Raw genomic sequence first — 21,364 nt, 5'->3', positions numbered from 1 at the left:
CCGATTTTAACGCCGCCCCGCTCGCCAAGGATGACACCCTGATCGATCCCGGCTTGTTCAACGGTGGTGATGTCCGGCATACGTTGTTGCTCCTCGTAGGCATAGAGTTGTTGGCGGAAGTCCGCTTCGAGCGCTGCGGGGAGGCGGATCATCCAGTCGATGAGGCGAAACAGCTGCAGGATCAAGGGGCGCTCGTAGCCGCGTTCATAGAGCATGCGGATGAGGCGGAATTTCCAGCCTTTGAGGGTCTCGGCGTCGTCGGTGACTTTGGCGCGGATCTGCGCCATGACCACTAAGGCGAAGACGTTGTCGCTGGCTTCGAGTTCCGCCCAGCGGTCGGGCTCGGTGTAGTCGAGTAGTTTGACCGCGGGGAAGCGGAAGCGCTAATGGCCCATTGCCGCCAGTCGGCTCACCGTCTCTGGAAACTGGGCCGCAAGGCGCAGCAGCTGCCGTGCGGCTCCTGTTGGCTGGGCTCGGCCTTGCTCCCAGTTTTCCAGCGTCCGCTTAGACACGCCCAGTGCGCGCGCGAATTCCGTCTGCGATAAACCCGAGTGGGCTCGAGCCGCCATCAATTCCCATCGCGCACCGGTGAGCACTTCTTCCTTTTCCACCGTTCCATCTGCTCGCTGGATTCGGCGCCGCACCGCGCCATTCTTTAGCACTTCGAACTCAGTCTTACGCGCCCAACGCCCTGCCCTCAGATCACGCGCGGCCTGGAGCAGTTCAGCACCAATGTCGCGCTCTGCATCGCGGGCGAGCAGCTCTTTTTCAGTCTTCGGCATGTTCCATCTCCTCACGTAGCGCCTTGAGTACAGGTCCAGGAATCGAATCCCGGGCGCTCTTGGCGTAAATCACCAGCATGAGCATTTGCCTGGCCAGGGTGCGCTTGTAGTAGCACACCCGCACGCCACCGGACTTTCCGCTCCCGGCGCGACTCCAGCGCATTTTGCGCACCCCGCCTGAGCCGCGCACCACATCGCCTGCCTCCGGGTGCTCACACAGATACTCCTGAAGCCCTGTGTACTCCTCGTCGGTTAGGTAGTCGGACAAGAGCGCTGAGAAGAGCGGAGATTCGATGAATTGGTAGCGCATGCCCAAATTATACGCATCGCGCGTACACAGGCAATGCGTCAATCGGGGGACGTACCACGATTTATCTCCTCGATATGCCTTCGTCGCGCGCCGGCGCACCATCGTAGATGGCTTGGCGTCGGGTTTCAGGCGTCGGGTTTCAGGCGCCGGGTTTCAGGCGCCGGGTGTTTCAGTGGAAGAGGGTTTCGGGAGTTTCAGCGGTGAGGATGTTGTCGAGCCAAGCATCGAGCTGCTCAACGTCGGCCGCTTCGATGCAATCGCGGTAGCGTTCGGCACACTCGGGGCCAAACTTGCGCGCGAGCTGGCGGAGCAGGCTTTTTGGCTTAGCCGATCTTGACGCCGCGCTGCTCGGCAGTGTCGCGCCCTTCGTCGATCAAGTCATCATTGAACAACCAGGGTGCTGATGTGTATGTTTTAAGCACTCAATACACAGCAGCGGCGCTGCCATGCGGACGAATATTGTGATCGATGATCAGCTGATGGAGCGAGCCCTTATCGCCTCTGGCTACCAGACAAAGCGTGAGGCTGTTGAGGCCGGACTGCGGCTACTGGTTCGACTGAAGGAGCAGGAGCGCATCCGTGCAGCCCGTGGTCGCCTGCCCTGGGAGGGTGACCTGGATGCGATGCGGCGTGACGACGCCTGATGGTCTTGGTCGACTCATCGGTTTGGATTGACTACTTCAATGGGGATACCACCGCCGAGTGCGACGCGCTGGATGGGCTCCTCGGCCGTGAGTTGGTGCTGATCGGAGATCTGATCCTCACCGAGGTTCTGCAGGGCTTTCGCACAGAGGCCGGCTACCGGGAGGCACGCGCGCTGCTTGATCCGCTGGGTTTTTGTCGACTGGGTGGGAGAGAGATCGCGCTTGCGGCCGCTGATCACGATCGGTTGATGCGGGGCAAAGGTGTCACGGTACGCAAGACCATCGACGTGATCATCGGCAGTTACTGCATCCTCTACGATCTGGTCCTGTTGCACGCTGATCGGGATTTCGATGCGATGGAAAAGCACGTTGGCCTCAAGGTCTACCGGTCAGCGCCAACCCATCTGGCCTAGAGAGCAGTTCTTTCATGGTTTGGGTGGCTCCAGGCATGAGCCGATCGAGGCGGGCCTTGTTGGGGTCGGCCTGGATCAGGCGCACCAGCCGATCGACGGCGGCTTGTAGGGAGGCGCGATCGCGGGCGGCGATCTCGACCTGGAAGAGGCCGCTGAGCGGGCTGTCGATGGCGCTGAGCTGCTCGGCAGTGTAGCGCCCTTCGTCGATCAGGTCATAGCGCAGATGGGGTTGGTAGGCACGCAGGAACTGGGGCGGCTCGGGGCGGATGTGATCATAGAGGATTTGCAGATCAAAGCCACTGATCTGCAAGTCAAAGCCACCGATCTGCAAGTCAAAGAAACCAGCCGCGAGATCGCCGAGCTGAAGGCGCTGTTCACCAGTCAGTGGGGCAAGCTGATGGAGTCCTTGGTGGAGGGCGATCTGGTGAATCTGCTCAGGGCGCGCGGCATCGCGATCACCGATACCACGACCCGGCTCAAAGGCCAGCGCGCCGATGGCGGCAATGATGAATTCGACATCCTCGCCCACAACGGCGAGGAGTTGGTGGTGGTCGAGGTGAAGACAACGCTGCGCCCCAAGGATGTGAAGGCCTTCCTGCGCAAGCTGGATCAGTTCAAGCAGTGGCTGCCGCGTTATGCGAACAATCGCATCTTTGGAGCCATGGCGTGGCTGAGCGCGGATGCGGGTGCGGAGGCGATGCTGGCTAAGCGCGGGCTGTTTAGCATCCGCGCGACCGGGGACTCGGCGGCAATTCAGAATGCGCGGGACTTTGCGCCGCGGGCTTGGTGATGGCCTCCCTGATCGATCCCGGCCTGTTCAACGAGAGTGACGTCTGGCTTGGCGAGCAGATCCCGATTAAGCAAGGCCGCAGCGACGCCCGACGCGTCATTCGCTTGGCGCTCATCATGAATCATCATGAAAACAGACATCTCCATCTACGACTTCCTCGCCCTTGGCCCCGATGCCTTCCGCATCCTCGCTGGCGGCAAACGGCTCGAAGGCGCGTATACCTTCCGCTCGGAAACCTTCAAAGACATCGAACGGCGGATCGACGGTCTCTTCAGCCCCGTCGATCATGATGGCCCCGTCTGGCTGCTAGAGTTTCAGGTCGAGAAACGGTCCACAGCGCTCTACAACCTGATCACCAAAATCGGTCTGTATGGGGAACAACACCCCGAACAGGATGTGCGCGGCCTGCTCATCGTCCCAGGCCCGAGCGATCATCCGCGCCAGCCAACCACCGTTGGCCGCCCGGGCGATATCATCGAAGTGATCGACCTCGAAGACTGGCTGCGCGAGCTGTTCGAGCGCGAGCCGAGCAACCCCTACCTCGCGGTCCTTGCCCCGCTGATCCGCACGGACGCCGAACTGCGTTCACAAGCCCCGGCGCTCTGGCGTACCATTCAGCAAGCGCCGCTCGAGCCAGCGCACCGCGACAGCCTGAGCGCCTTGCTCGAATACTGGTTCATGGAGCGTTTTCGCCACCTATCGCTCACGGAGATTCGCAAGATGTTTCAACAACTCACCCCATTGCAAGACACCCGTGCCTATCAAGAAATCTTTGCCGAGGGAGAGATCGAAGGCAAGATCGAAGGCAAGATCGAAGGCAAGGTCGAAGGCCTGACACGTCTGCTCAGCCGCCGTTTCGGGCCGCTGCCAGCATGGGCCGAACAGCGGATCAGCAAGGCCAATGGCGACCAACTCGACGCCTGGTTCGATGGACTCTTGGATGCTAAGCGCCTGAGCGACTTGCTCGGTCAGCCGGATGACGCGAACGAATCGCATTGACTTCATGCGCGGTAAAACCCGGGACGGACCAGGGTTTAGCCCGGCTGATCAGCAGACGCCTGATGGGGCAAGCGCGGGGCTTCCTGCGAGACATTGGGGCGCACAGACCGGGGGCGCTCCGGCTCAAGTTTGGCTGCGGTTGGCCGATAACCTTTTCAGAAGACGCCTCGGTGGTCGCAGCGTCGCCCTCGCCTTCGGGGGCCATCGGGGCGCGCTTCCGCCAAGCGTCCCGATCGACTAACCCTCTGACAAGGAGCCCACGCTCATGTCCAGTGCCATCACCGATATCAGCCAAACCGCACCCAATAGCGCCCCGGTCAACCAGCTCAACCCACGCCAGCGCCTCGAGGGCTTGCTGCAGGCGTTGCCGTCCGCCGGCAGTCTGCTGAGTGAAGCCGAGAGCAACCAGGCCCCTGGCCGCAGTGACCTCGAAGAGCCGATCCGGCGCGTGAACGAGGTGATGAGCAACTATGGCGTGCAGTTCGAAATGAGCGAGCCGCCCGGCGAGCGCCTGATCACGCGCATTGTCGACAGTGAATCGGGCGAGATGATCCGCCAGGTCCCACCGGAGGAGGTGATGCGCTTAGTCGAGCAGATCGCCGAGATGACCCAAGCCGCGCGTGGTGGCCTGGTGAACCTTGAGGCTTGAGGCTATGGCGGCCCCTGCTAGGAGGCGGACCAGAACGCTGCGCGAAACCTGCTGGCACGATCTTGAGGGTGCTGAAGTCCATCAGTGCGGCGATCTCGGGCGGGGCGAAGCTGAGGTCGCTGTCCACCAGCCAGTGGGGCAAGCTGATGGAATCGCTGGTGGAGGGCGATTTGGTGAATCTGCTCAGGGCGCGCGGTATCGCGATCACGGATACCACCACCCAGCTCAAATTACCAATCGGTCTCGATGCTGAATTGCGCAAAGGCGGGGTCGCAAGTGAGCAATGGTAGTCGTTCTATCTCGCTCTGCGCTGCAAGCATCCGATCGAAAGGATCTCGATGAGTAACCTTGAAGCCTCCGGAGCGTAGCGCATGGAGGTGCGTGATTGGCAAGTGACCGAAGCCATCTGCCGCCACGAGTTCTGAGAAGCGAGTAGTGGCATCCGGTACGCCCTTGAGCTTGCCAATGCGTTGCTTGGTGGCGATCTCCCATGCACTCGCAGCACTGACGTAGATGCTGTTGTCCGGGTCCGCGATAACCTGACGGGCTCTATCCGATAGCTGTGGGTTGTTCGTTGTCCACCAGAGGAAGGCGTGAGTGTCGAGCAAAACCCGCATCATTCAGCCTCCCAAGCGCGAATCTCCTCCTCGGGCAATGGTTCAAAGAAGGCATCATCCACTCTGCCTATCAGCCGGCCCGGTTGACGTTGCGGTGCCGCGTTGGCAAGTGGCAACAGCCGGGCGTAAGGCTTACCGGCCTTGGCGACAATGATCTCTTGGCCATGATGGGCCTGCTCAAGGAGTTTTGAGAAATGGGTCTTTGCTTCGTGAACGTTGACGATGGTGGTCATTACGGGTTGACTGATCTGGACTAAGGTATCGACTAAGTCTATCTTCGGCAGGTAGCCTTGGCAAACCGGGGCTTCGGTGGCGCTGAATTGGAGGTCTTGGATCTGGTGCTTGGCCGGCAGCAGGGCGTTGAGAAAGCTGATCAGGTGCTCTTTGCTAGCCTCTTCGCCAAAGGCCTTCTTGAAGCCGAAGTCGGTGAATAGGTTGATGTATTTCGCTTTCATGAGGTCAGGGTATCACCTCGGCGCCGGCATCGGCCGTCAGCCAGGCCATCACGTATCAATCGGGGACGTCTCTCTAGGCCTCGGTCGCGGCATCGCGCAGGCGCTGGATGTGATGGTAGAATATTTGGTGTGAAGCAAACCCTGGCAGCACCCCTGGCAGCACAAAGAGACTCAACATGGCCCTCGCTCAGCAAGACCTCGAACAAATCGGCGAGTACGTCAAAGACCACATCAGCGACTGGATTGCCGAGCAAAGCCTCGGCAAGCCACCCCTGGTCTACGAAATCGAGCTGCGCGAGCGCATGGTGCGGGTGGAGGAAGAGCTCAAGACCCAGCGCGAATTGATGCGCGAGGGATTCAACACCATGCGCACGGAAATGAACTTACGCTTCGAGCAGGTTGATCAGCGCTTCGAGCAAGTGGATAAGCGCTTCGAGCAAGTGGATAAGCGCTTCGAGAGCGTGCAGCAAGACATTCGCGGCCTGCAGCAACGCATGGACAACTTCATGCGCTGGTCCTTCGGTGTCACCATCGGCACCGGCGGACTCATCATCGGCATCCTCAAGTTCTGGCCCTAACAGCCTGTCGGACTTAACGCATAGCAACCGCGCTCACCGAGCCCCTGCATCCGCATCACCAGGCGGCATGCCAACGCGAAATCGGCAAACTCAATTGGTCTGAGCAGACTTGCCAGCGAATGCAGCCATCATACTGGCAGCGATTCGGTGACCAGCAGCGACGGCGGTGATCACGTCTGGTCCCTGGACCGCATCCCCCGCCGCCCAGAGCCAAGACTCGGAGGTGCGCCCGTCGGCGTCGATCCGGATGCGGTTGCGCTCCCACTCCAACGCTTCGGTCAACGACTCGCCGAGAAAGGCGTGATCCGCAGCCTGGCCGATGGCCTCGACGATCAGGCCAGCGTCGTGGATCTGGATGTCGCTGTCGTCGTAGTTCGGTGCGAAACGCCCTTGGTCATCAAAGACCGAGACGCAGTGAACGGTCTCTAGCCCAGTGAGGGCATCGCGCTCGATCAGGCACTGACGCGGACCGCGACTGGGGATGATGACGACGCCCTCCTCGCGCGCCTCGTCGATCTCCTCGCGATCGGCGAGCATCAGGTCTTCAGCCTCGAGGGCGACTAGGGTGACACCAACCTTGCCGTACTGCTGACGTTGCAGGCGCGCCAGGCTGCGCGCGATATCCATGGCGACGTTGCCTCCACCGATCACCGCGACCGTCTCGGGCACATCAAAGCGTTCGCCAAAGGTAATCCGGCGCAGCAGTTCCACGGCGGAGACGACATCCTCATGCTCGCTGCCGGGGATGCGCGTGGAGCGACCTTGGTGCAGGCCGATGGACAGCAAGACAGTATCGTGCTGCTCGCGCAACTGATCGATGCTGATGTCCTCACCAACGCGGGTGTTACAACGGATCTCGACCCCCATGGAGCGGATCACGTCAACGTCCTCATCGAGCTTGTCATAAGGCAGCCGATATTCCGGGATGCCATAGCGCATCATGCCACCGGGGGCAGGCAGCGCCTCGAAGACCGTGACGCCATGACCGGCCTTGGCCAGATCAAAGGCGGCGGTGAGCCCTGCCGGTCCGGCCCCAATGATCGCGACCTGATGCCCGCTGGGCTCGCTGACGCGGCCCTCGGCGGCGATCTGCTTGATCCGCTCATGCGGAACCTGGTCGATGATGTGGCGCTTGAGCCAACGGATGGCGATCGGATCGCCCTCGTGCCGCGCCGCGCAGCTGGTCTCGCAACGATGGGTGCAGACGCGCCCGCAGACATTCGAGAACGGGTTGGTCTGATACAGCAACCGAATGCCCTGCTCGTAGTCGCCATCGCGAATGCTGGCGATGTATTCGGGCACCGCCATGTGCGTCGGGCAGGTCGCGACACAGAGGCCGCAGGAGACACAGCGGTCGGCCTCGAGCTTGGCCTGCTCGAGGTCGTAACCGGCGACGATCTCGACGAAAGAATCGGCGCGTGCCTCTGGCGCAAGCTCGCCCATGGCGACCCGCTCGATCCCGGTGAGCCGATGTCCCTCGGGACGCCGGTAGCCAAGTTCGCTGCTGTCCCAGTGCTTCAGATCGATGCCAGGGGTAAAGCAGAAGACATCCGGGTCATGGTCTACCCACTTGTACTCGTTCGACATGCTCAGCGAGCTAGTCATGCAGACATCGACACAGAGCGCACACCAGCAGCAGCGCCCATAGTCAATACGCGGACGCAGACCGGAATCGCCGGGCTTGGTCGCAATCTCGGCGACAGCGACCATGTCGATCGCCGCATTCTGGCAGATCGCCTCGCAGGTGCCGCAGCCGATGCACTTCTCGATGTCGTTTTGGTGGAAGCCACGGTAGCGCGGCGCACCTGGCCGATCGTTGAGCGGATCAGGGATCGTAACCGGATCGCGGAAGAGGTTCTTCCAGGCGCTGAAGGGAGAAAGAACGTCGCTCAGGCTCATCCGAATGTCTCGTCTGTTGTAGAGCTGAACCATGGAGAGCTGAACCGTGGATAGCTGAACCATGGCATGCACGCACGTTGGGCCAAACCAGCGAGCCGACCCAGTTGGTTGATCCCGCTGGATGCAGCGTTGGCCGCCCCTTCGATCTGTTCCAGCGGCCGCATTAGCGCTCGATCTCGGGCGGATAGGTGTGCAGTGAGACCATCAGCGCGGCGACATCGGAGATGTTGCAATTGACGATCAGGCGCTCAAGCAAGGCCATCGCATGCGTATAGGACGGTCCGCGCACATTGACCCGGCGTGGATAGCCGCTGCCATCAGTGACCAGGTAATAGCCATATTCGCCACGCGAGCACTCACCGCGGATATAGGTCTCGCCAAAGGGGATCTTCCAATGCAAGACATTCGGCAGCGGCGCCATCACCGCCCCTGAGCGTGGCATCCGGGCCAGGAGCTGGCGGATCAGGTCGACCGACATCAACAGATCGCGGCGGCGCACATCAGCACGTGTGAAGACATCGGAGTCCTGCCCCACCACCGGCTCAAAATCGAGCTCGGGATAGACTAGATAGGGCTGATCCCTGCGCACGTCCTTGGCCACACCGGCGGCACGCGCGGTCGGGCCGGTGACACCGTATTGATCGACGATCGCGGGGTCGATATAGCCGAGCCCGACCGTGCGCTTCTTGAACACCGCGTTGTTGAACATGACGTCCTTGACGTCTGCCAGCGTGGATTCGATCTCGCGCAGGGTCTCCTCCATGCGCTGGTCGAAACCATCGGGCAGCCCGTCACGCACCCCGCCGGGCATGATGAACATGTGATAGATGCGTGCCCCACTCAGTTCCTCGAAGCGGTCGAGCATCAGGTCGCGCACATAGGTGGTCCACTGACCGATGACGCCCTGGCCGAGCGCGCCGGCCTGGCCGCCGAGGTACATCAGATAGCTGTTGATGCGCCCCATCTCTAGGATCAGGGTGCGTATCCAATCGGCCCGCTCCGGAACCTCGAGCTCTGCAAGCTCCTCGACCGCAGCCGCATAGCAGTACTCGTTGAAGTCAGGCTCGGGGACGCAGATACGGCAGACGATCGGGAAGCACTGGATGAAGGTGCGCCGTTCCATCAGCTTCTCGAAGCCGCGGTGTAGATAGCCGACGTGGGTCTTGCCCTCAACCACCTCGTCGCCGCAGACGGTCAACTCGACCGACATGTTGCCGGTGATGCCGGGATGCTGCGGCCCCTGCCAGAGCTTCAGATACTTGCCCGAGCTAAGGTCGATATCCAGGCTGCCGTCCGGCTTACTGGATGGGTACTGACTGCGGTCTGGTTGATACAGCATCTCAGGTCTTGTCCGGATAGAGCTGTTGCTTCATGAACTCGGCGGGATCAGTCGAGGCGCGTCCCGGTCGCGGCGCGAACACCTCATCAGAAAACTTCATGGTGTCGAAATCGCGCCGGTAGGGAGGGGTCCTGATCCAGCCCTCGAGGATGAAGTCCTCGTCGACCCCGGGGCTGCCCGGGAAGTCGATGCCGAACATCTCCCGCAGCTCACGCTGGTAGGTGGCCGCGGTGGGCCAGAGGTCATGGATACTGTCCATCGACGCCGGATCACGCGGCAGCATCACCCGCACCCCTAGATCGCGACAGGCCAGCCGGTTGTTCATGAGATAGGTGAGCTGGAAGTTGCCCTCCTCCAGCCAGTCGACCGCGGTGAGCAGCACCAGATGGGTAAAGCCCTCCTGGTCTCGCAGATGGAGCAACAGCGATCGGAGCTGCTCCCTGGGAACGGTGACGAACGCCAGGTCCGGCCGCTGTTCGGTCAGTTCCCCCAGCGGGAAGGCCGTTTTCAGTCTGTCGTACAGATCGCGCATGGCTATCGGCCGCTCACCAGTTGTAGTCCGGCATGTCCCAGTCGTGGATCACCCGCTTCTGGTTGGCCTTGTACCAGTCGAACTGCTCGGCGTACTGGTTGGCTCCTTCGGCCTTCCCCGCCCGGATGATCCGCTTGAGCGCCTCGAAGCCCGCTAATAGCGCCTCTGGACGGGGCATACAGCCGGCGATGTAGACGTCCACCGGCAGGTATTGATCCAGTCGCGTGATCGTGTTGTACGAGTCGAAGTACATGCCCCCATTGATGGTGCAGGAGCCCAACCCGACAACATATTTCGGGTTCGGCATCTGCTCGTAGGAGCGGATGACCCGCTTCAGCGTCTTCACGGACAGGTAGCCGGAGATCACGAACAGGTTCGATTGCCTTGGGGTTGGCCGCCATTGGATGCCATAACGGTAGGCGTCGAAGCGCGGCGTCATCAGCGGCCGCATCTCGATCGCCCCGCAGCCGGTGCCGAAGCCGAGAATCCAGAGCGATTCGGCCCGAGCCCAGTTGAACAGGCCTTCCACGATCTTGCTGTAGGCCGCCGGCATCACCGTTGGGGCGGACTGACAGTAATAGTCCCGCAGCGGATCGATCTCGATCTTTTGGCCATCGGGCGTCTCGACGACGCGCTTCTTCAGCTCATCCCGGACCGGCGGTGTTGGAAAATCGTCTTTCATGGGCTTACACCATTAGGATCGCAGCGATGCCAAGCGGTACCGCCCAGATCAAGAACCAGCGAATCGACTGCTCGACCCGGAAGCGCGGGAAGACGACCCCGACGATGACCGAGACCAGATAGATCAGAAACACCTTGAGAAAGAACACCGGCCAGCTCGCCGCCCCGCCGAAGAACAGGTTCATGTAGATGACGATCTTGGCAATCGGGAAGATCGCGCGATTGGTCTGCATCAGGGCCAGGTAGGACGAGTGGTACTCGGTCGGCGGCCCGATCGGGATCTCCTGCGGCGCCAGGACGACATCGAACGGCGGACGCATCATCGAGCCGAGGAACGAGAGCATGGCCGCGGCAACCGCGAGCGGGTTGGTGAACAGGGTCCAACTCAGGATGCCGCCCTGCTGTGCGGCGACGATCTCGGTCACCGAGAGGGTCTGATACTGCACCGCGACCGCGTAGACGGCCAACGCGAATGGCAGCTCGGCCGCGGTCACCTGCGACAACCCGCGGGTGACGCCGATCGCCGCATAGGGATGACCACTCTCACCGGCCCCCAGCGCCATCCCCAGCGAACCGAAGAAGACGAAGTAGAGCGCCAGGATCAGATCGCCGGCGAAGGACATGTTCGAGAACATGACCGATCCGTAGATAGTCGGCACGAACATCAGCAGGCCAACACCACCGGTGAGCCGGAACACCGGGCCCAGATAGAACATCACGCCATGGGTGATGGAACTGCGCAGCCCGTAGTTCTTGATCAGGTCGAGGTAGTTCTGCCAGACCGGGATGCCGTGCCGGCGCCCGACTCGGGCCGCGATCTTGGCCATCACCGCGGTCAGCAGGAAGCCATAGTTGGCGACGATGAACAGCGTCAGCAGCGCATAGGGGATCTTGATCCATTCAAACGACATGGTTAGAGCCCCATCCGCAGCAGGTAGACGACCACGACGAAGGCCAGCAGCTGGATCGCGTAGGTCTGGCCATTACCGGTGTAGAGCCGACGCAGCAATTCAGCACAGGCGTGCAGCAGATCGACGACGGCGGCCCAGAAGCGTTCGACCAGCGGCTCGGTGAGGAAGCCGAGCGCCTTGCGATAGGGTGCGAAGAAGTTCCAGGCAAAGTGCGTGGTCTCCGGTCGGTAGGGCCGCTCGCCAGCGAAGGCGATGTTGAACTGCTTGACCTTTTGCGCCTTGCGGTTGACGAAGACCAGCCAGGCGAACAGGCTCGCGAAGATGACGCCGACCACAATCATGATCGAGATCGGGCTCCAATAGCCGAAGGCACTGGTGATGGTCAGACCCTCCCAACCCAGGGCGCCCTCGGGATGGAACTGACTGATGTAGGCATCAACCCGGCGCAGCGCGAGCCCCGGGACCAATGCGAACACCAGCAGGAAGGCGACAAAGATCATCTGCGGCAGCACCAACCAGAACGGCGCCTCTTTCACCCGCCGGTGCTCGTCCTTGAGCTGCCCCAGGAAGATGGTGTGGATCAGCCGGAACAGATACAGGAAGGCGATCGGCCCTGAGATGAAGATCAGGATCATCGGCAGCCGATACTCGGCGGTCAGGATGGCGTTGTAGAAGATCCAACGCCCACCGAAGCCGGACAAGGGCGGCACGCCAGACATGGCGATGATGCCGATCAGCACCGCGATGAAGGACAGCGGCATCAGGGTGATCAGCCCGCCCATCCGATACATGTCACGGGTGCCGGTGCGTTTGGCGACGCCGCCGACCGAGAGGAACAGCATCGATTTGTAGATGAAGTGGTTGATGACGAACATCAGGGCCATCAGCCAGCCGAGATGATTCATCATCGCCAGGCCGAACAAGGCATAGCCCATCTGACCGATCGACGAATAGGCCAGCAGGCGCTTGGCGTCCTCTTGGAAGGCCGCCATCAGGTTGCCGATCAGCGCCGAGAGCGCACCGATCCAGAGCAGGATGTGGGTCAGCTCAACCCCGTAGAGCTGCTGACTGCCCATGGCCATCAACAGCACGAAGAGCCCGAACAGCCCGGCCTTGAGCAGGATGCCCGAGACCATCGGCGAGACATCAGTCTCGGCCTCGGCATGGGCGCCCGGCAGCCAGATATGGACGCCAATGGCCGCCGTCTTGGTCATGAAGCCGATGGCCAGGAGCAGGAAGACCCAGGGCGCGATCGGCGCGGCAACCTGCGCCAGACCGGCCAGCGAGAACAGTGGATCACCCGCGGCCGCCAGCGCGAATCCAGCCAGGATCAGGAAGGCGCCGCCGAGGGAAAAGATCATGTACGAGAGCGCATGCGGTTCCGAACGCTGACCGCGCAGGATCAGGAAGTAGGAGCCGATGGTGAGCGACTCCCAGGCCGCGAAGAAGCTGAAGGCGTCCTCGGCGAGAATCAGCATCGCCAGGCCGGCATACATCAGCATGGCCGAGGGATAGAAACCGATGCGCCGCCCCTGCGTCTGATAGCTCGCTAGCAAGATCAAGGCGCCGCCGAGCAGCATCACCGCGGCAAAGATCAGCTGCAGCGGATCATAACTGGGCAGCGTCAGCAGGAACCAAGCGACCATGCCGACGATGGCGATACTGTTCTTGATCCGCACCGACAGTGGCTCGAGGGCCAGAAAGGCGAGCGCGAACAGCAGCGGCAGGGCCAGCAGCAGATTGCCGTTGGGCGAGAGTACGCCCCAGATGAAGCCCAGGCCCCAGCCCGCGGCCACCGCGGTCAAGATCACCGCACGCTTGAAGGACGAGGCTGCAACCGGTTCCAGCGAGCGCTCCCGTTTGAGCGCCTGTCCGAACCATCGGAACAGATAGCCGGCCTCGAGCAAGGCACCGAACAGGATCAACCCGATCAGCGCCAACCGGCCCTCGCCGGCCAGCGCGATCACCAGCTCCCACTTGGCGTAGAAGCCTGGGAACGGCGGCAGACCGACCAGCAAGGCGATGAAGCTGGCAAAGGCGAAGATCAGGATCGGATGCCCCTGCAGCGCGCTCCAAGCCGTCAGCTTGCGCCCTTCGATCAGGCCAGACAGCCAATAGAGGCCCGCCTTAGCCACGGCATGGGCCAACAGGATGCCGCCGGCGATGAACAGGTAGCGATCACCGAGCAGGTCACGCTGGCCAAGGACCGCCAGAACCAGGCCGACCTGCGCCACCGAGGAGTAGCCCAGCAGGCGCCGGTCGTTGGTCTGCGCCAGGGCAAACAGATTGGCGCCGACAAAGCCGAAGAGTCCAATCCCGGTGGCCACCGGTAGCCAGGTCGAGCCGCCGATCAGCAGCAGCTTATCGGCGGCGAACAGCGCCGCGGATGCGGAGGCCGCTGACAGCATCGCCGAGAAGGCCGGATGGGCCGACTCGTAGATGTCGAGCGCCCAGCCATTGGCCGGGAACGGCTTCAGGTCCAGCAGGATGGCGATGAACATCAGGAAGAAGGCCAGCGCACCGCCCTGCAGCACCAGCGCCGACAGCTCGGCCATGCCGTCGATATTGAGGGTGCCGGTGGCATGGTAGGCGAAGATGATGCCGACCAACAGCAGAACGGTGATGACCTGGGAGGCGACCAGGTACTTGAAGCCAGCGCCCAAGGCGCGCTGATCGCGCGAGAGCAGCACCAGCCCACCGGTGGCGATGGCGACCAGCTCAAAGAACACGAACAGGTTGAACAGATCGCGGGTCAGGACGATGCCGCAGGCCGCCATGGTGAAGACCAGCAAGGTCGCCAGCGCCCGGCGACCCTGTTTGAACATGGTGTCCCGCAGGTAGACCGCCGAGAGCAAACCCGTCAGATTGATCAAAAGGGTCAGTACCGCCTCAGCCAGCCCCATGCGTAGGTTGATCGCATAGGGCGGCAGGGTTCCAGCGGTCATGATGTCCACCGCACTGCCATCACCAGTGGCCAGCACCCAGACCCAGCCGGCGGAGATCAGGCTCATCACGGCGAGTGCCGCCAGGCTGACACCATAGGCACCGGCGCGCCACTCATCACGCAGCAACCCGAGCAGGAACGCGGCCCCAAGCCCGACCGCGAGGATATAGATGGCGCTTACCATTTCAGGTCCTTGAACGCGGAGATATCGAGGGTGCGCTTGCTCTCATAGAGCTTGTACGCGTAGGCGAGCATCAGGGCCGTGACCCCAACCCCGATCACGATCGCGGTCAGCACCAGGGCCTGCGGCAGCGGATCGATGATGCGCGCGGCCGCCTCGGCCACTGGCACCGCCGCATCGAGGATCGGCGCCGTGCGCCCATGCAGGTAGCCGACGGCGACCATGACCAGGTTGACCCCGGTGTTGGCGACCGTGAAGGCGACGATCATGCGCAGGATGTTGCGATTGGTCAGCGCCCCATAGAGCCCGATCAGGATCAAGACGAAGCCAGTGGTCATGGCGATATAGGCCATCAGAGATCCTCCGTCTCGGACAGATGCGCCAGCATCGAGGAGAACTCAGCGCCGACCTTGAGGCCGATGAAGGAGTAGATGATCGGTATCGCCCCCGCCGAGAAGAGTTCGCCGAGGTTGCCGATCGGCAGGATGCGGTTGTCGAGGAAGCCACCGGCCAGGACGATGCCGAGCAGGCCGATGCCGACAAAGACCAGACCGGCGGTGGACTCGATGGCGGTGATCAGCCGATGACTGATGCGCCGTAGTGGATCGGTCAGCAGCAGCAACAGGATCGCCGAGGCGAGGATGGCACCGCCCTGAAAGCCACCACCCGGGGTCAGATGGCCATTGACGAAGACGTAGGCCCCAAGCAGCAGGATCAGCGGCACCAACAGCCGGGTGCCGGTGGTGAGCAACTCACCGGCAGGCGGCAACTCGCGCCCGGAGCCCCCACCCTCGCGACCGCCGTGAGACAGCACCAGGCCGACGATGGCGGCGGTCAGGAACAACACCGTGACCTCGCCGAGCGTGTCGAGCCCGCGGAAGGTGACGATGATGGCAGTGACGATGTTGGCCGCACCGATGTCCTGAGCCGTGTGCTCAGCGTAGTAACGGGCGCTGAGATTCAGCGTCTCGTCCGGGGAGTAGCTGGCCACGAGTCCGGCAAAGACCGCAGCCAACCCAAGCAGTAGCAGGATGACGAAACCGCGCCTAATCATGCTCGCCTCCGCGCACCCGCCCGAGGACGAAGAAGAACAGGAAGGTGGTCAGGCCACTGCCAATCGCGGCCTCGGTCATGGCCACATCCGGCGCGGCCAGCAGCAAGAACTGCACCGAGGCCAGCAGACTCACCAGCCCCGCGGAGAGGATGGAGACGGCCAGGCTTTGACTTTCGCGTGTCGCAAGCATCGCCGCCGCCACGATGGTGACGCTCAGCAACAGGCTCATCGCGATGAGCAATGTCATGGCTTCTCTCCCAGGTCTTCCTCGAGCTGATCGATGACGGTCTGCGGCGCCTGCTTGACCCCGACCCGGTGCGCCGCGCGCGCCAGCACCTGCGACGAGAGTGGATTGGTGAAGAGCAGGAACAGACCGATCAGCAGTAACTTCAGGGCCCAGTCCGGGCGCAGACAGGCCACCCCGGCGAGGGTCAGCAAGGTGCCCAAGGTGGTGGCCTTGGTGCCGGCCTGGATGCGGTTGTAGGCATCGGGCATGCGCACCAATCCGATTCCACCCGAGAGCAGGAAGACCGCCCCACCAACCAGCAGGATGGCCCCGAGCAGATACAGCAGCGATGGCATCAGAAGCCCCTTTCGATGTAGCGGGCGACGACGATCACCCCAAGAAACGACAGCAAGGCATAGACCAGGGCGACGTCCAGATAGATACCGCGGCCCTCGGCCAGTGCCGCGAGCGCGATCCCGGTGATACTGACGATGGTGAGGCTATCGAAGGCAATGATGCGATCGACCGCCGTCGGCCCGGCCATGAAGCGCCAGAGCGCGAGCAGAAAGGCGACCCCAACGATGGTCGCGGCCAGATAGATCAGCAAATCAACCATAGATGACCTCGAGATAGCGCTCGAAACCGGCGACGATCTCGGCGGTGGCCCCCTCGACGTCGGTCGAGCCAACGCTGACCCAGTGCACATACAGCCACTCGCCATCCATCTCGACCGTAAGGGTGCCTGGCGTCAGCGAGATCGAGTTGGCGAGCATCAGCCGCCCCATGCGGCTCTTCAATCTGGTGCGGACCTTCACGATACCGGGCTTGATCGGTAACGATGGGGACAGGACGATGGCGGCGAGTTTCAGGTTGGACTTGACCAGCTCTTTGAAGAACAGGCCGTAGTAGAGGATTCCCGCAACAAACGCCTTGGGGGTGGCGCGAAATTCAGTGAAGAACGAGAGGCCGCTTGGGAACAGGAGCGCGATGGCTAGGGAGACGATGACCCCAACGATGAGCACGTCGACCGTCACCCGGCCCATGAGCATCAGCCAGAACAACAGCAGGGTCGCGAACATCACGACGATATGCCGTGCTCGCGTTAAGGTCTCGCTGTTCGCTGCCATCTTGAGCCTCGGAGGGAAAACGCCTGCTGTCACAAGGCTCATTCTGCCCGCACCCATGGGGCGCGAGTCAGGCTCACCCTGACATCAGCAACAGGGGGCTACCGCTAGAGTCCGTCCGTCGGTCGTCGCCCAGACGCCGGTTTCGAGCATCGCTCATCCTGCAACCAGCGGTGCTCATCTTGCCTCCGCTGCTCGCCGATTACGATGCCTTGGGTCAAGATGTCATTGACTTTGCCTCCATTGATCAGGTCGAAGGCCGTCAAGCGGGACCGAAGGTCGTAGCGAACCCAAAGATCGCGGTCGGTCTCAGGGCTTCTTAACTTCTTAACTTCTTAGCTTCCTGCCCGGCATCCTTGCCATCAGGCCAGGGGCTCAGACGCCGCCGCTGTGGACCGTCTCGTAGTAGAGCTTTTCCAATTCCTCCTTGTGCTTGGCCTCTTCGTTGGCGAGATACTCGAACAACTCCTTGAAGGGGCCAGCCGGCGAGCTGTCAGCGAGTGAGCGGTAGTGCGTCATCGCAAGATGCTCGCGGCTCATGGCGTACTGCAGCACCGCTTGATCATCGGGCTTCTCGCCGAGGTCGGGCGTCATCACCGCCTCGGCAAACTTGCCGTCCGTCGCCGGACGCTCCACCTCGGCCGTGATCTGGTCTTCGATGTCGTCGCGCGCCGCCAGCGCGGTAAACAGTTCGTAGTGGCCCTGCTCCTCTTTCGCCAATTCCTCGGCCAGCCAACGGAAGTTCTTGCTGATCTTCGGAATCAGGTCGGTATAGAAGTTGCGCGCGCTCTCCTCGAAGGAGGTCGCAACGCTGAGCACGTCCTCTAAGGTGGTCATGGAACGGATGCGCTCGTAGCTGGACTGCTGACCCTCCAGCGGGCCAGAGGTTTGTTCGTTCATCGTGTTTTCTCTTATGCATCAATCAATAAAGATGCTCTGGCCGTTGCGCGCATCAGGGACTCGCCTGAGTTCAGGCTGACGTCCCGAAGGACTGATCCTCGAGGAAGGCGCGCAGTGTGTCCTCGCGATCCTGCTCGAGCGGAGGTCTGCAGCACCTTACCCTTGCCGCGGAATTCAGACAATCCTTCAAGCACCGAATACCAGATCGACTACGATAGCGATCCCGCTCAGGCCACCAAGACCACCGATGAGACCGTTCGGCTCAAGCTGGGTTTTCAATGGTAGAGGAAAGGGTCGAGGAACTGCCTGAGTCGAACTCAGGTAAGCGACGCAGCAGCAGCTCCTGCGTCGGATAGGCAAAGGCGACACCGGCCTCTTCGAAGCGCTGGTGGATACCGAGATTGATCGCCTGCTGCACATCCATATAGAGCGCATAGTCTGGACTGAGCACGTAGTAGACCGCCTCGAACACCAGCGCAAAATCCCCAAATTCGGCGAAATGGGCACGATCGAAGCGCGCATTCGGCAGGTCTTCGATGACCTCGCGAATCATCACCGGAATCTGCTCGATCAGATGACGCGGGGTCTGGTAGGTGACTTGCAGCTTGAAGGCAATTCGCCGCTCCTTGAAATGCTTGAAGTTGTGGATGCGGCTATTAAGCAGGTCGCTATTGGAGAGCACCACCATCTCACCAGAGAGACTGCGGATGCGGGTGGTCTTGACCCCAATGTGCTCGATCACACCGAGGGTCTGCCCGGACATGATGAAGTCACCCACCCGGAAGGGCTTGTCGAGGATGATCGCCATCGAGCTGAACACATCGCCAAGAATATTCTGGACCGCGAAGGCGATCGCCAAGCTACCCACACCCAGCGCGCCGACCAGGCCCGCAACGGGATATCGGAAGTAGGCCAGCAACGAGACGATGACGGTGATCCAGATACCGACCCGCAGGAAGAACAGCAGCAGCCCATAGGCCGTGACGGTGGAAGGGTCGCGCATCTCCTGGCGTGTGCGTCGACGGTTGAAGTAATCGACCATCGCCGCATTGGCCCAGATGCCAAGCTGGATGTAGAAGGCCACCACCAGCAGGGTCCAGAGCCAGTCTTTGACCGTCGGACTGGCCAGGCCGGAGAAGACCATCGCCACATAGAAGGCGGCGATCAGCACAAACAGCTGACTGGTGTTGCCAGCGATGGCTGAGAGTGCCAGCCGAAAGTCGCCAGAGACGGCCGTTGGGCTCTTCGCTTTGCGCCGATTCAAGGCACGCCGTGCGCCCATCCTTACCAGCGAGACGACGACGATCACGACCACGAACATGAGGATCGCGACCGCCAGCTCACGGGCGCGGATGCTCTGGTCGTCAATCACCAAGATCTCAGCCTCCCACCAGGTGCTGATCGTCTCCTGCGCCTGGAGCAACTGCAGCGACAGCGTCTGCTCTTGCACCAAGGCCTCGACCTGGGGGCGCATCCCCTCCAGCAGCGCGATCAGTTCATCCTGGACCTCGAGTAGCGCGCGGCCATAGCCTTCAGCGAGATCCTGCGCCTGGCTACGAACCGCCATCGCCTCGCGCGCGCCCTCGCTGAGATCAGGATCACGCAGGCGCCGCGTCTGTGCGAGCTGGATCGAGCGCAGGGCGTTGAGACGCTCCTCGACCTCGTCCTTTTCGGCCTGGGCTGCCGAGGCATCCATGATGATCTGCCGCAGCAGCGCCGCGAGGTCGAGCGACTCCGGGTCGTTCATGAGCTGATAACGCTGCTCCCAGAGGCCACGCATCCGGATCAGCGTGTCGACGGCCGCGGTTAATGAATCAACACTGACACGCGCCGCGGTGAGCTCAGCCTGACGCGTCGACACCCACTCCTTCAAGCTCGCCTGGTCTGCGCCGTCGTCGGCTTCGGCTTCGGCTAATCGGCGCTGCGCTTGATACAGGTCGGACTCCGCCTGATCGCCGGTGCGTTGCAGGGCCTCAATCTGCGCTTTCATTTCCGCTTCGGTCGCCGACAGCTCTGTGAGCCGCTGATCGAGCGCCTCGCGGGAGAGCTCGATGCGCGGCTCAAGGAACGCGATGCGCGCGTCCAACATCGCCTGTTGGATCTCAGCAAGGCGGTCCTCGTTGCGCGTCAACTCGAGCGTACTCTGGAGAGCGGCCAGTTGCTGCCGCGCGAGCAGCTCCTTGAGGCGCGCGAGCTCGAGATCCTGCTCAAGCGCGGCGCGCTCGGTCGCGCTGATCCCATTTCTCGCTCCACCCCGATCCGCCGCGGTCAGTCGATCACGCACCGCACGACGCGCACGCACAGCCGCAGTCAGCTCCTTTTCAGCGGCGTTCAAGCGACGCGTCGCGGACTCGATGCGCGTCTCCGCAACCTCCTTAACCCCCTGCGTCATCGATCGCTCGGCGCGTTGCTGATCGAGCAACGAGATCGGAAACGGAGGCTCTAACGACACCCCGTCACGCTCGACGATCTCAAGCTGCTGGCGTTTCTCAGCAAGTTCAGCCTCGCTCGACTGCAAGCGCCCGCGCAGTGTCGCGCGCCGCTGCACCGCAATCCGCAGCTCGCGCAGCAGCTCAATCTTGCTGCGAATCTTCGCGACGCGCGCCTCGAGCGCAGCGAGCACAAGCTTGCCTTCAACGACATCAGCGCTTGCAGCAGCCTCCGTCTCGGTTCCAGCATCCGCCCCGGTTTTAGCCTCCGCGGCGGCCTTTTCCTCAGCTTCAGCAGCCGCATCCAGCTCGGTTTCTGCCTCAGCGGCCGTCGCCTCATCATCGCCCGTCTCGCGAGCCTGACTCACACCGCTCTCACCTTCAGCCTCGGTCTCGGTCTCCCCAGCCTGCTGAGACTCCTGAGCCTCGGCATCCGCCGCGCCAGAAGCCTCCTGAGCCTCCGCCTCAAGCGCTGCAGCCGCTTCCTCAGCCTCGGCCTGAGCAGCCTCTAGCGCGGCCTCCTGCTCTGCGATCCGTGCATCGATCAGGTCCAGCGTGACCTGAAAATCCTCCGCTGATGTCATCGGCTGTGGCAGCGCCGGTAACCCGATCGCCGCCGGGTTGAACGGCAACGCATCGGTCTCCTGGGCAGCGGCCGCTGGTTCTGCCTCTGCCTCTGCCTCCGCGGCTGGCGGAGCCGTGGCCTGATCGCCTTCAGCACCTTGCTCCGATGCGGCGGATGCAGGGGCTGAGGTGTCATCTTCCTGGGCCAATGCGAGCAGTGGCAGCAGCAGGGCAAGCCATAAGAGAGAGGCTGATAGGCTGTACTTCAATATCATAAGAAATTTAAAATCAAGGCTTTGCGAGGTCATACCATCGCAGACCGTAGCAGCTGAATGGCGCGAGA

General features: G+C 62.0%; 27 protein-coding genes and 2 pseudogenes. 8 read left to right on the top strand and 21 right to left on the bottom strand.

Going from position 1 to position 21,364, the window contains the following annotated elements; all coding sequences use genetic code 11:
* From VBE63_RS07355 to VBE63_RS07345, 3 genes and pseudogenes are all read right to left on the bottom strand, one after another.
* Positions 1-287: pseudogene (locus tag VBE63_RS07355) on the bottom strand (hypothetical protein); the annotation flags it as partial.
* Positions 288-383: 96 nt separating this feature from the next.
* Positions 384-782 carry a helix-turn-helix domain-containing protein gene (locus tag VBE63_RS07350; RefSeq protein WP_323682358.1) on the bottom strand — a complete coding sequence of 133 codons (399 nt, stop codon included), beginning with the start codon at positions 780-782 and terminating at the stop codon, positions 384-386.
* Positions 769-1,092 carry a transcriptional regulator gene (locus VBE63_RS07345; RefSeq protein ID WP_323682357.1) on the bottom strand — a complete coding sequence of 108 codons (324 nt, stop codon included), beginning with the start codon at positions 1,090-1,092 and terminating at the stop codon, positions 769-771. Before VBE63_RS07345 ends, VBE63_RS07350 begins: the two co-directional genes overlap by 14 nt.
* Here VBE63_RS07345 and VBE63_RS07340 point away from each other — a divergent pair.
* The 3 genes from VBE63_RS07340 (at position 1,091) to VBE63_RS07330 (ending at position 2,149) form a co-directional block, all read left to right on the top strand.
* Positions 1,091-1,429: a hypothetical protein gene (locus VBE63_RS07340; RefSeq protein WP_323682356.1), complete on the top strand. Its 339-nt coding sequence runs from the start codon at positions 1,091-1,093 to the stop codon at positions 1,427-1,429. The genes VBE63_RS07345 and VBE63_RS07340 overlap by 2 nt on opposite strands.
* Positions 1,430-1,538: 109 nt before the next feature.
* Positions 1,539-1,736 (top strand): type II toxin-antitoxin system VapB family antitoxin, encoded by a 198-nt coding sequence (locus tag VBE63_RS07335; RefSeq protein WP_323682355.1) that lies wholly within the window; start codon positions 1,539-1,541, stop codon positions 1,734-1,736.
* The gene (locus tag VBE63_RS07330) at positions 1,736-2,149 is read left to right on the top strand and encodes a PIN domain nuclease (RefSeq protein ID WP_323682354.1); all 414 of its coding nucleotides are present in this window, start codon (positions 1,736-1,738) and stop codon (positions 2,147-2,149) included. The genes VBE63_RS07335 and VBE63_RS07330 overlap by 1 nt, the downstream gene beginning before the upstream one ends.
* Here VBE63_RS07330 and VBE63_RS07325 read toward each other — a convergent pair.
* Positions 2,112-2,459 (bottom strand): hypothetical protein, encoded by a 348-nt coding sequence (locus tag VBE63_RS07325; protein ID WP_323682353.1) that lies wholly within the window; start codon positions 2,457-2,459, stop codon positions 2,112-2,114. The genes VBE63_RS07330 and VBE63_RS07325 overlap by 38 nt on opposite strands.
* Here VBE63_RS07325 and VBE63_RS07320 point away from each other — a divergent pair.
* From VBE63_RS07320 to VBE63_RS07305, 4 genes are all read left to right on the top strand, one after another.
* On the top strand, positions 2,433-2,939 hold the full coding sequence (locus VBE63_RS07320) for a hypothetical protein (protein WP_323682352.1): 507 nt from the start codon (positions 2,433-2,435) through the stop codon (positions 2,937-2,939). The two genes, VBE63_RS07325 and VBE63_RS07320, sit on opposite strands and share 27 nt — an antisense overlap.
* A gap of 126 nt (positions 2,940-3,065) precedes the next feature.
* Positions 3,066-3,938: a DUF2887 domain-containing protein gene (locus VBE63_RS07315; RefSeq protein ID WP_323682351.1), complete on the top strand. Its 873-nt coding sequence runs from the start codon at positions 3,066-3,068 to the stop codon at positions 3,936-3,938.
* A gap of 265 nt (positions 3,939-4,203) precedes the next feature.
* The gene (locus VBE63_RS07310; protein WP_323682350.1) at positions 4,204-4,587 is read left to right on the top strand and encodes a flagellar protein FlaG; all 384 of its coding nucleotides are present in this window, start codon (positions 4,204-4,206) and stop codon (positions 4,585-4,587) included.
* A gap of 68 nt (positions 4,588-4,655) precedes the next feature.
* Positions 4,656-4,877, top strand: a complete 222-nt coding sequence (locus VBE63_RS07305) for a hypothetical protein (RefSeq protein WP_323682361.1) — start codon at positions 4,656-4,658, stop codon at positions 4,875-4,877.
* On the opposite strand, the gene VBE63_RS07300 is transcribed toward VBE63_RS07305, so the two are convergent.
* The 3 genes and pseudogenes from VBE63_RS07300 to VBE63_RS07290 all read right to left on the bottom strand — a co-directional run.
* Complete coding sequence (locus VBE63_RS07300) at positions 4,818-5,204, bottom strand: type II toxin-antitoxin system VapC family toxin (RefSeq protein ID WP_323682360.1); 387 nt, start codon at positions 5,202-5,204, stop codon at positions 4,818-4,820. The two genes, VBE63_RS07305 and VBE63_RS07300, sit on opposite strands and share 60 nt — an antisense overlap.
* Positions 5,204-5,437 carry a type II toxin-antitoxin system prevent-host-death family antitoxin gene (locus tag VBE63_RS07295; protein WP_323682359.1) on the bottom strand — a complete coding sequence of 78 codons (234 nt, stop codon included), beginning with the start codon at positions 5,435-5,437 and terminating at the stop codon, positions 5,204-5,206. Before VBE63_RS07295 ends, VBE63_RS07300 begins: the two co-directional genes overlap by 1 nt.
* An 81-nt stretch (positions 5,438-5,518) precedes the next feature.
* Positions 5,519-5,659: pseudogene (locus VBE63_RS07290) on the bottom strand (PD-(D/E)XK nuclease family transposase); the annotation flags it as partial.
* A gap of 176 nt (positions 5,660-5,835) precedes the next feature.
* On the opposite strand from VBE63_RS07290, the gene VBE63_RS07285 reads away from it, so the two are divergent.
* Positions 5,836-6,237 (top strand): hypothetical protein, encoded by a 402-nt coding sequence (locus VBE63_RS07285; RefSeq protein WP_323682349.1) that lies wholly within the window; start codon positions 5,836-5,838, stop codon positions 6,235-6,237.
* A 90-nt stretch (positions 6,238-6,327) separates the two neighbouring features.
* Here the strand turns inward: VBE63_RS07285 and VBE63_RS07280 are convergent, their stop codons facing one another.
* The 14 genes from VBE63_RS07280 to VBE63_RS07215 form a co-directional block, all read right to left on the bottom strand.
* A complete protein-coding gene (locus VBE63_RS07280) occupies positions 6,328-8,136 on the bottom strand; it encodes an FAD-dependent oxidoreductase (protein WP_323682347.1) in 1,809 nt (602 codons plus the stop codon).
* Positions 8,137-8,299: 163 nt separating this feature from the next.
* Complete coding sequence (locus tag VBE63_RS07275; RefSeq protein WP_323682346.1) at positions 8,300-9,475, bottom strand: NADH-quinone oxidoreductase subunit D; 1,176 nt, start codon at positions 9,473-9,475, stop codon at positions 8,300-8,302.
* 1 nt (position 9,476) lies between these two features.
* A complete protein-coding gene (locus tag VBE63_RS07270) occupies positions 9,477-10,007 on the bottom strand; it encodes an NADH-quinone oxidoreductase subunit C (protein ID WP_323682345.1) in 531 nt (176 codons plus the stop codon).
* A gap of 13 nt (positions 10,008-10,020) precedes the next feature.
* A complete protein-coding gene (gene nuoB, locus VBE63_RS07265; RefSeq protein WP_323682344.1) occupies positions 10,021-10,689 on the bottom strand; it encodes an NADH-quinone oxidoreductase subunit NuoB in 669 nt (222 codons plus the stop codon).
* A gap of 4 nt (positions 10,690-10,693) precedes the next feature.
* Positions 10,694-11,599 (bottom strand): complex I subunit 1 family protein, encoded by a 906-nt coding sequence (locus tag VBE63_RS07260; RefSeq protein WP_323682343.1) that lies wholly within the window; start codon positions 11,597-11,599, stop codon positions 10,694-10,696.
* Positions 11,600-11,601: 2 nt separating this feature from the next.
* A complete protein-coding gene (locus VBE63_RS07255) occupies positions 11,602-14,727 on the bottom strand; it encodes a proton-conducting transporter membrane subunit (protein ID WP_323682342.1) in 3,126 nt (1,041 codons plus the stop codon).
* On the bottom strand, positions 14,721-15,077 hold the full coding sequence (locus VBE63_RS07250) for a sodium:proton antiporter (protein ID WP_323682341.1): 357 nt from the start codon (positions 15,075-15,077) through the stop codon (positions 14,721-14,723). Before VBE63_RS07250 ends, VBE63_RS07255 begins: the two co-directional genes overlap by 7 nt.
* Positions 15,077-15,778, bottom strand: a complete 702-nt coding sequence (gene mbhE, locus VBE63_RS07245) for a hydrogen gas-evolving membrane-bound hydrogenase subunit E (protein WP_323682340.1) — start codon at positions 15,776-15,778, stop codon at positions 15,077-15,079. Before mbhE ends, VBE63_RS07250 begins: the two co-directional genes overlap by 1 nt.
* Positions 15,771-16,025: a hydrogenase subunit MbhD domain-containing protein gene (locus VBE63_RS07240; protein WP_323682339.1), complete on the bottom strand. Its 255-nt coding sequence runs from the start codon at positions 16,023-16,025 to the stop codon at positions 15,771-15,773. Before VBE63_RS07240 ends, mbhE begins: the two co-directional genes overlap by 8 nt.
* Positions 16,022-16,360 (bottom strand): monovalent cation/H(+) antiporter subunit G, encoded by a 339-nt coding sequence (gene mnhG / locus VBE63_RS07235; protein ID WP_323682338.1) that lies wholly within the window; start codon positions 16,358-16,360, stop codon positions 16,022-16,024. The genes VBE63_RS07240 and mnhG overlap by 4 nt, the downstream gene beginning before the upstream one ends.
* Positions 16,360-16,620, bottom strand: a complete 261-nt coding sequence (locus tag VBE63_RS07230; protein WP_323682337.1) for a monovalent cation/H+ antiporter complex subunit F — start codon at positions 16,618-16,620, stop codon at positions 16,360-16,362. The genes mnhG and VBE63_RS07230 overlap by 1 nt, the downstream gene beginning before the upstream one ends.
* A complete protein-coding gene (locus tag VBE63_RS07225) occupies positions 16,613-17,131 on the bottom strand; it encodes a Na+/H+ antiporter subunit E (protein ID WP_323682336.1) in 519 nt (172 codons plus the stop codon). Before VBE63_RS07225 ends, VBE63_RS07230 begins: the two co-directional genes overlap by 8 nt.
* A 372-nt stretch (positions 17,132-17,503) precedes the next feature.
* Positions 17,504-18,028 carry a ferritin family protein gene (locus VBE63_RS07220; RefSeq protein ID WP_323682335.1) on the bottom strand — a complete coding sequence of 175 codons (525 nt, stop codon included), beginning with the start codon at positions 18,026-18,028 and terminating at the stop codon, positions 17,504-17,506.
* A 262-nt stretch (positions 18,029-18,290) separates the two neighbouring features.
* The gene (locus VBE63_RS07215; protein WP_323682334.1) at positions 18,291-21,296 is read right to left on the bottom strand and encodes a mechanosensitive ion channel domain-containing protein; all 3,006 of its coding nucleotides are present in this window, start codon (positions 21,294-21,296) and stop codon (positions 18,291-18,293) included.
* Positions 21,297-21,364: the final 68 nt, after the last annotated feature.

The sequence above is a fragment of the Lamprobacter sp. genome, from assembly GCF_034860625.1.
Taxonomy (GTDB): Bacteria; Pseudomonadota; Gammaproteobacteria; order Chromatiales; family Chromatiaceae; genus Lamprobacter.
The sequence above is the reverse complement of the archived record's forward strand: the minus strand, read 5'-3'. Positions and strand labels throughout refer to the sequence as shown.

Coding starts and splice junctions, on each gene's coding strand:
- VBE63_RS07350 (WP_323682358.1), bottom strand. CDS start 782: ATGCCGAAGACTGAAAAAGAGCTGCTCGCCCGCGATGCAGAGCGCGAC.
- VBE63_RS07340 (WP_323682356.1), top strand. CDS start 1,091: ATGCCCAAATTATACGCATCGCGCGTACACAGGCAATGCGTCAATCGG.
- VBE63_RS07345 (WP_323682357.1), bottom strand. CDS start 1,092: ATGCGCTACCAATTCATCGAATCTCCGCTCTTCTCAGCGCTCTTGTCC.
- VBE63_RS07335 (WP_323682355.1), top strand. CDS start 1,539: ATGCGGACGAATATTGTGATCGATGATCAGCTGATGGAGCGAGCCCTT.
- VBE63_RS07330 (WP_323682354.1), top strand. CDS start 1,736: ATGGTCTTGGTCGACTCATCGGTTTGGATTGACTACTTCAATGGGGAT.
- VBE63_RS07315 (WP_323682351.1), top strand. CDS start 3,066: ATGAAAACAGACATCTCCATCTACGACTTCCTCGCCCTTGGCCCCGAT.
- VBE63_RS07310 (WP_323682350.1), top strand. CDS start 4,204: ATGTCCAGTGCCATCACCGATATCAGCCAAACCGCACCCAATAGCGCC.
- VBE63_RS07300 (WP_323682360.1), bottom strand. CDS start 5,204: ATGCGGGTTTTGCTCGACACTCACGCCTTCCTCTGGTGGACAACGAAC.
- VBE63_RS07295 (WP_323682359.1), bottom strand. CDS start 5,437: ATGACCACCATCGTCAACGTTCACGAAGCAAAGACCCATTTCTCAAAA.
- VBE63_RS07285 (WP_323682349.1), top strand. CDS start 5,836: ATGGCCCTCGCTCAGCAAGACCTCGAACAAATCGGCGAGTACGTCAAA.
- VBE63_RS07280 (WP_323682347.1), bottom strand. CDS start 8,136: ATGAGCCTGAGCGACGTTCTTTCTCCCTTCAGCGCCTGGAAGAACCTC.
- VBE63_RS07275 (WP_323682346.1), bottom strand. CDS start 9,475: ATGCTGTATCAACCAGACCGCAGTCAGTACCCATCCAGTAAGCCGGAC.
- VBE63_RS07270 (WP_323682345.1), bottom strand. CDS start 10,007: ATGCGCGATCTGTACGACAGACTGAAAACGGCCTTCCCGCTGGGGGAA.
- nuoB (WP_323682344.1), bottom strand. CDS start 10,689: ATGAAAGACGATTTTCCAACACCGCCGGTCCGGGATGAGCTGAAGAAG.
- VBE63_RS07260 (WP_323682343.1), bottom strand. CDS start 11,599: ATGTCGTTTGAATGGATCAAGATCCCCTATGCGCTGCTGACGCTGTTC.
- VBE63_RS07255 (WP_323682342.1), bottom strand. CDS start 14,727: ATGGTAAGCGCCATCTATATCCTCGCGGTCGGGCTTGGGGCCGCGTTC.
- VBE63_RS07250 (WP_323682341.1), bottom strand. CDS start 15,077: ATGGCCTATATCGCCATGACCACTGGCTTCGTCTTGATCCTGATCGGG.
- mbhE (WP_323682340.1), bottom strand. CDS start 15,778: ATGATTAGGCGCGGTTTCGTCATCCTGCTACTGCTTGGGTTGGCTGCG.
- VBE63_RS07240 (WP_323682339.1), bottom strand. CDS start 16,025: ATGACATTGCTCATCGCGATGAGCCTGTTGCTGAGCGTCACCATCGTG.
- mnhG (WP_323682338.1), bottom strand. CDS start 16,360: ATGCCATCGCTGCTGTATCTGCTCGGGGCCATCCTGCTGGTTGGTGGG.
- VBE63_RS07230 (WP_323682337.1), bottom strand. CDS start 16,620: ATGGTTGATTTGCTGATCTATCTGGCCGCGACCATCGTTGGGGTCGCC.
- VBE63_RS07225 (WP_323682336.1), bottom strand. CDS start 17,131: ATGGCAGCGAACAGCGAGACCTTAACGCGAGCACGGCATATCGTCGTG.
- VBE63_RS07220 (WP_323682335.1), bottom strand. CDS start 18,028: ATGAACGAACAAACCTCTGGCCCGCTGGAGGGTCAGCAGTCCAGCTAC.
- VBE63_RS07215 (WP_323682334.1), bottom strand. CDS start 21,296: ATGATATTGAAGTACAGCCTATCAGCCTCTCTCTTATGGCTTGCCCTG.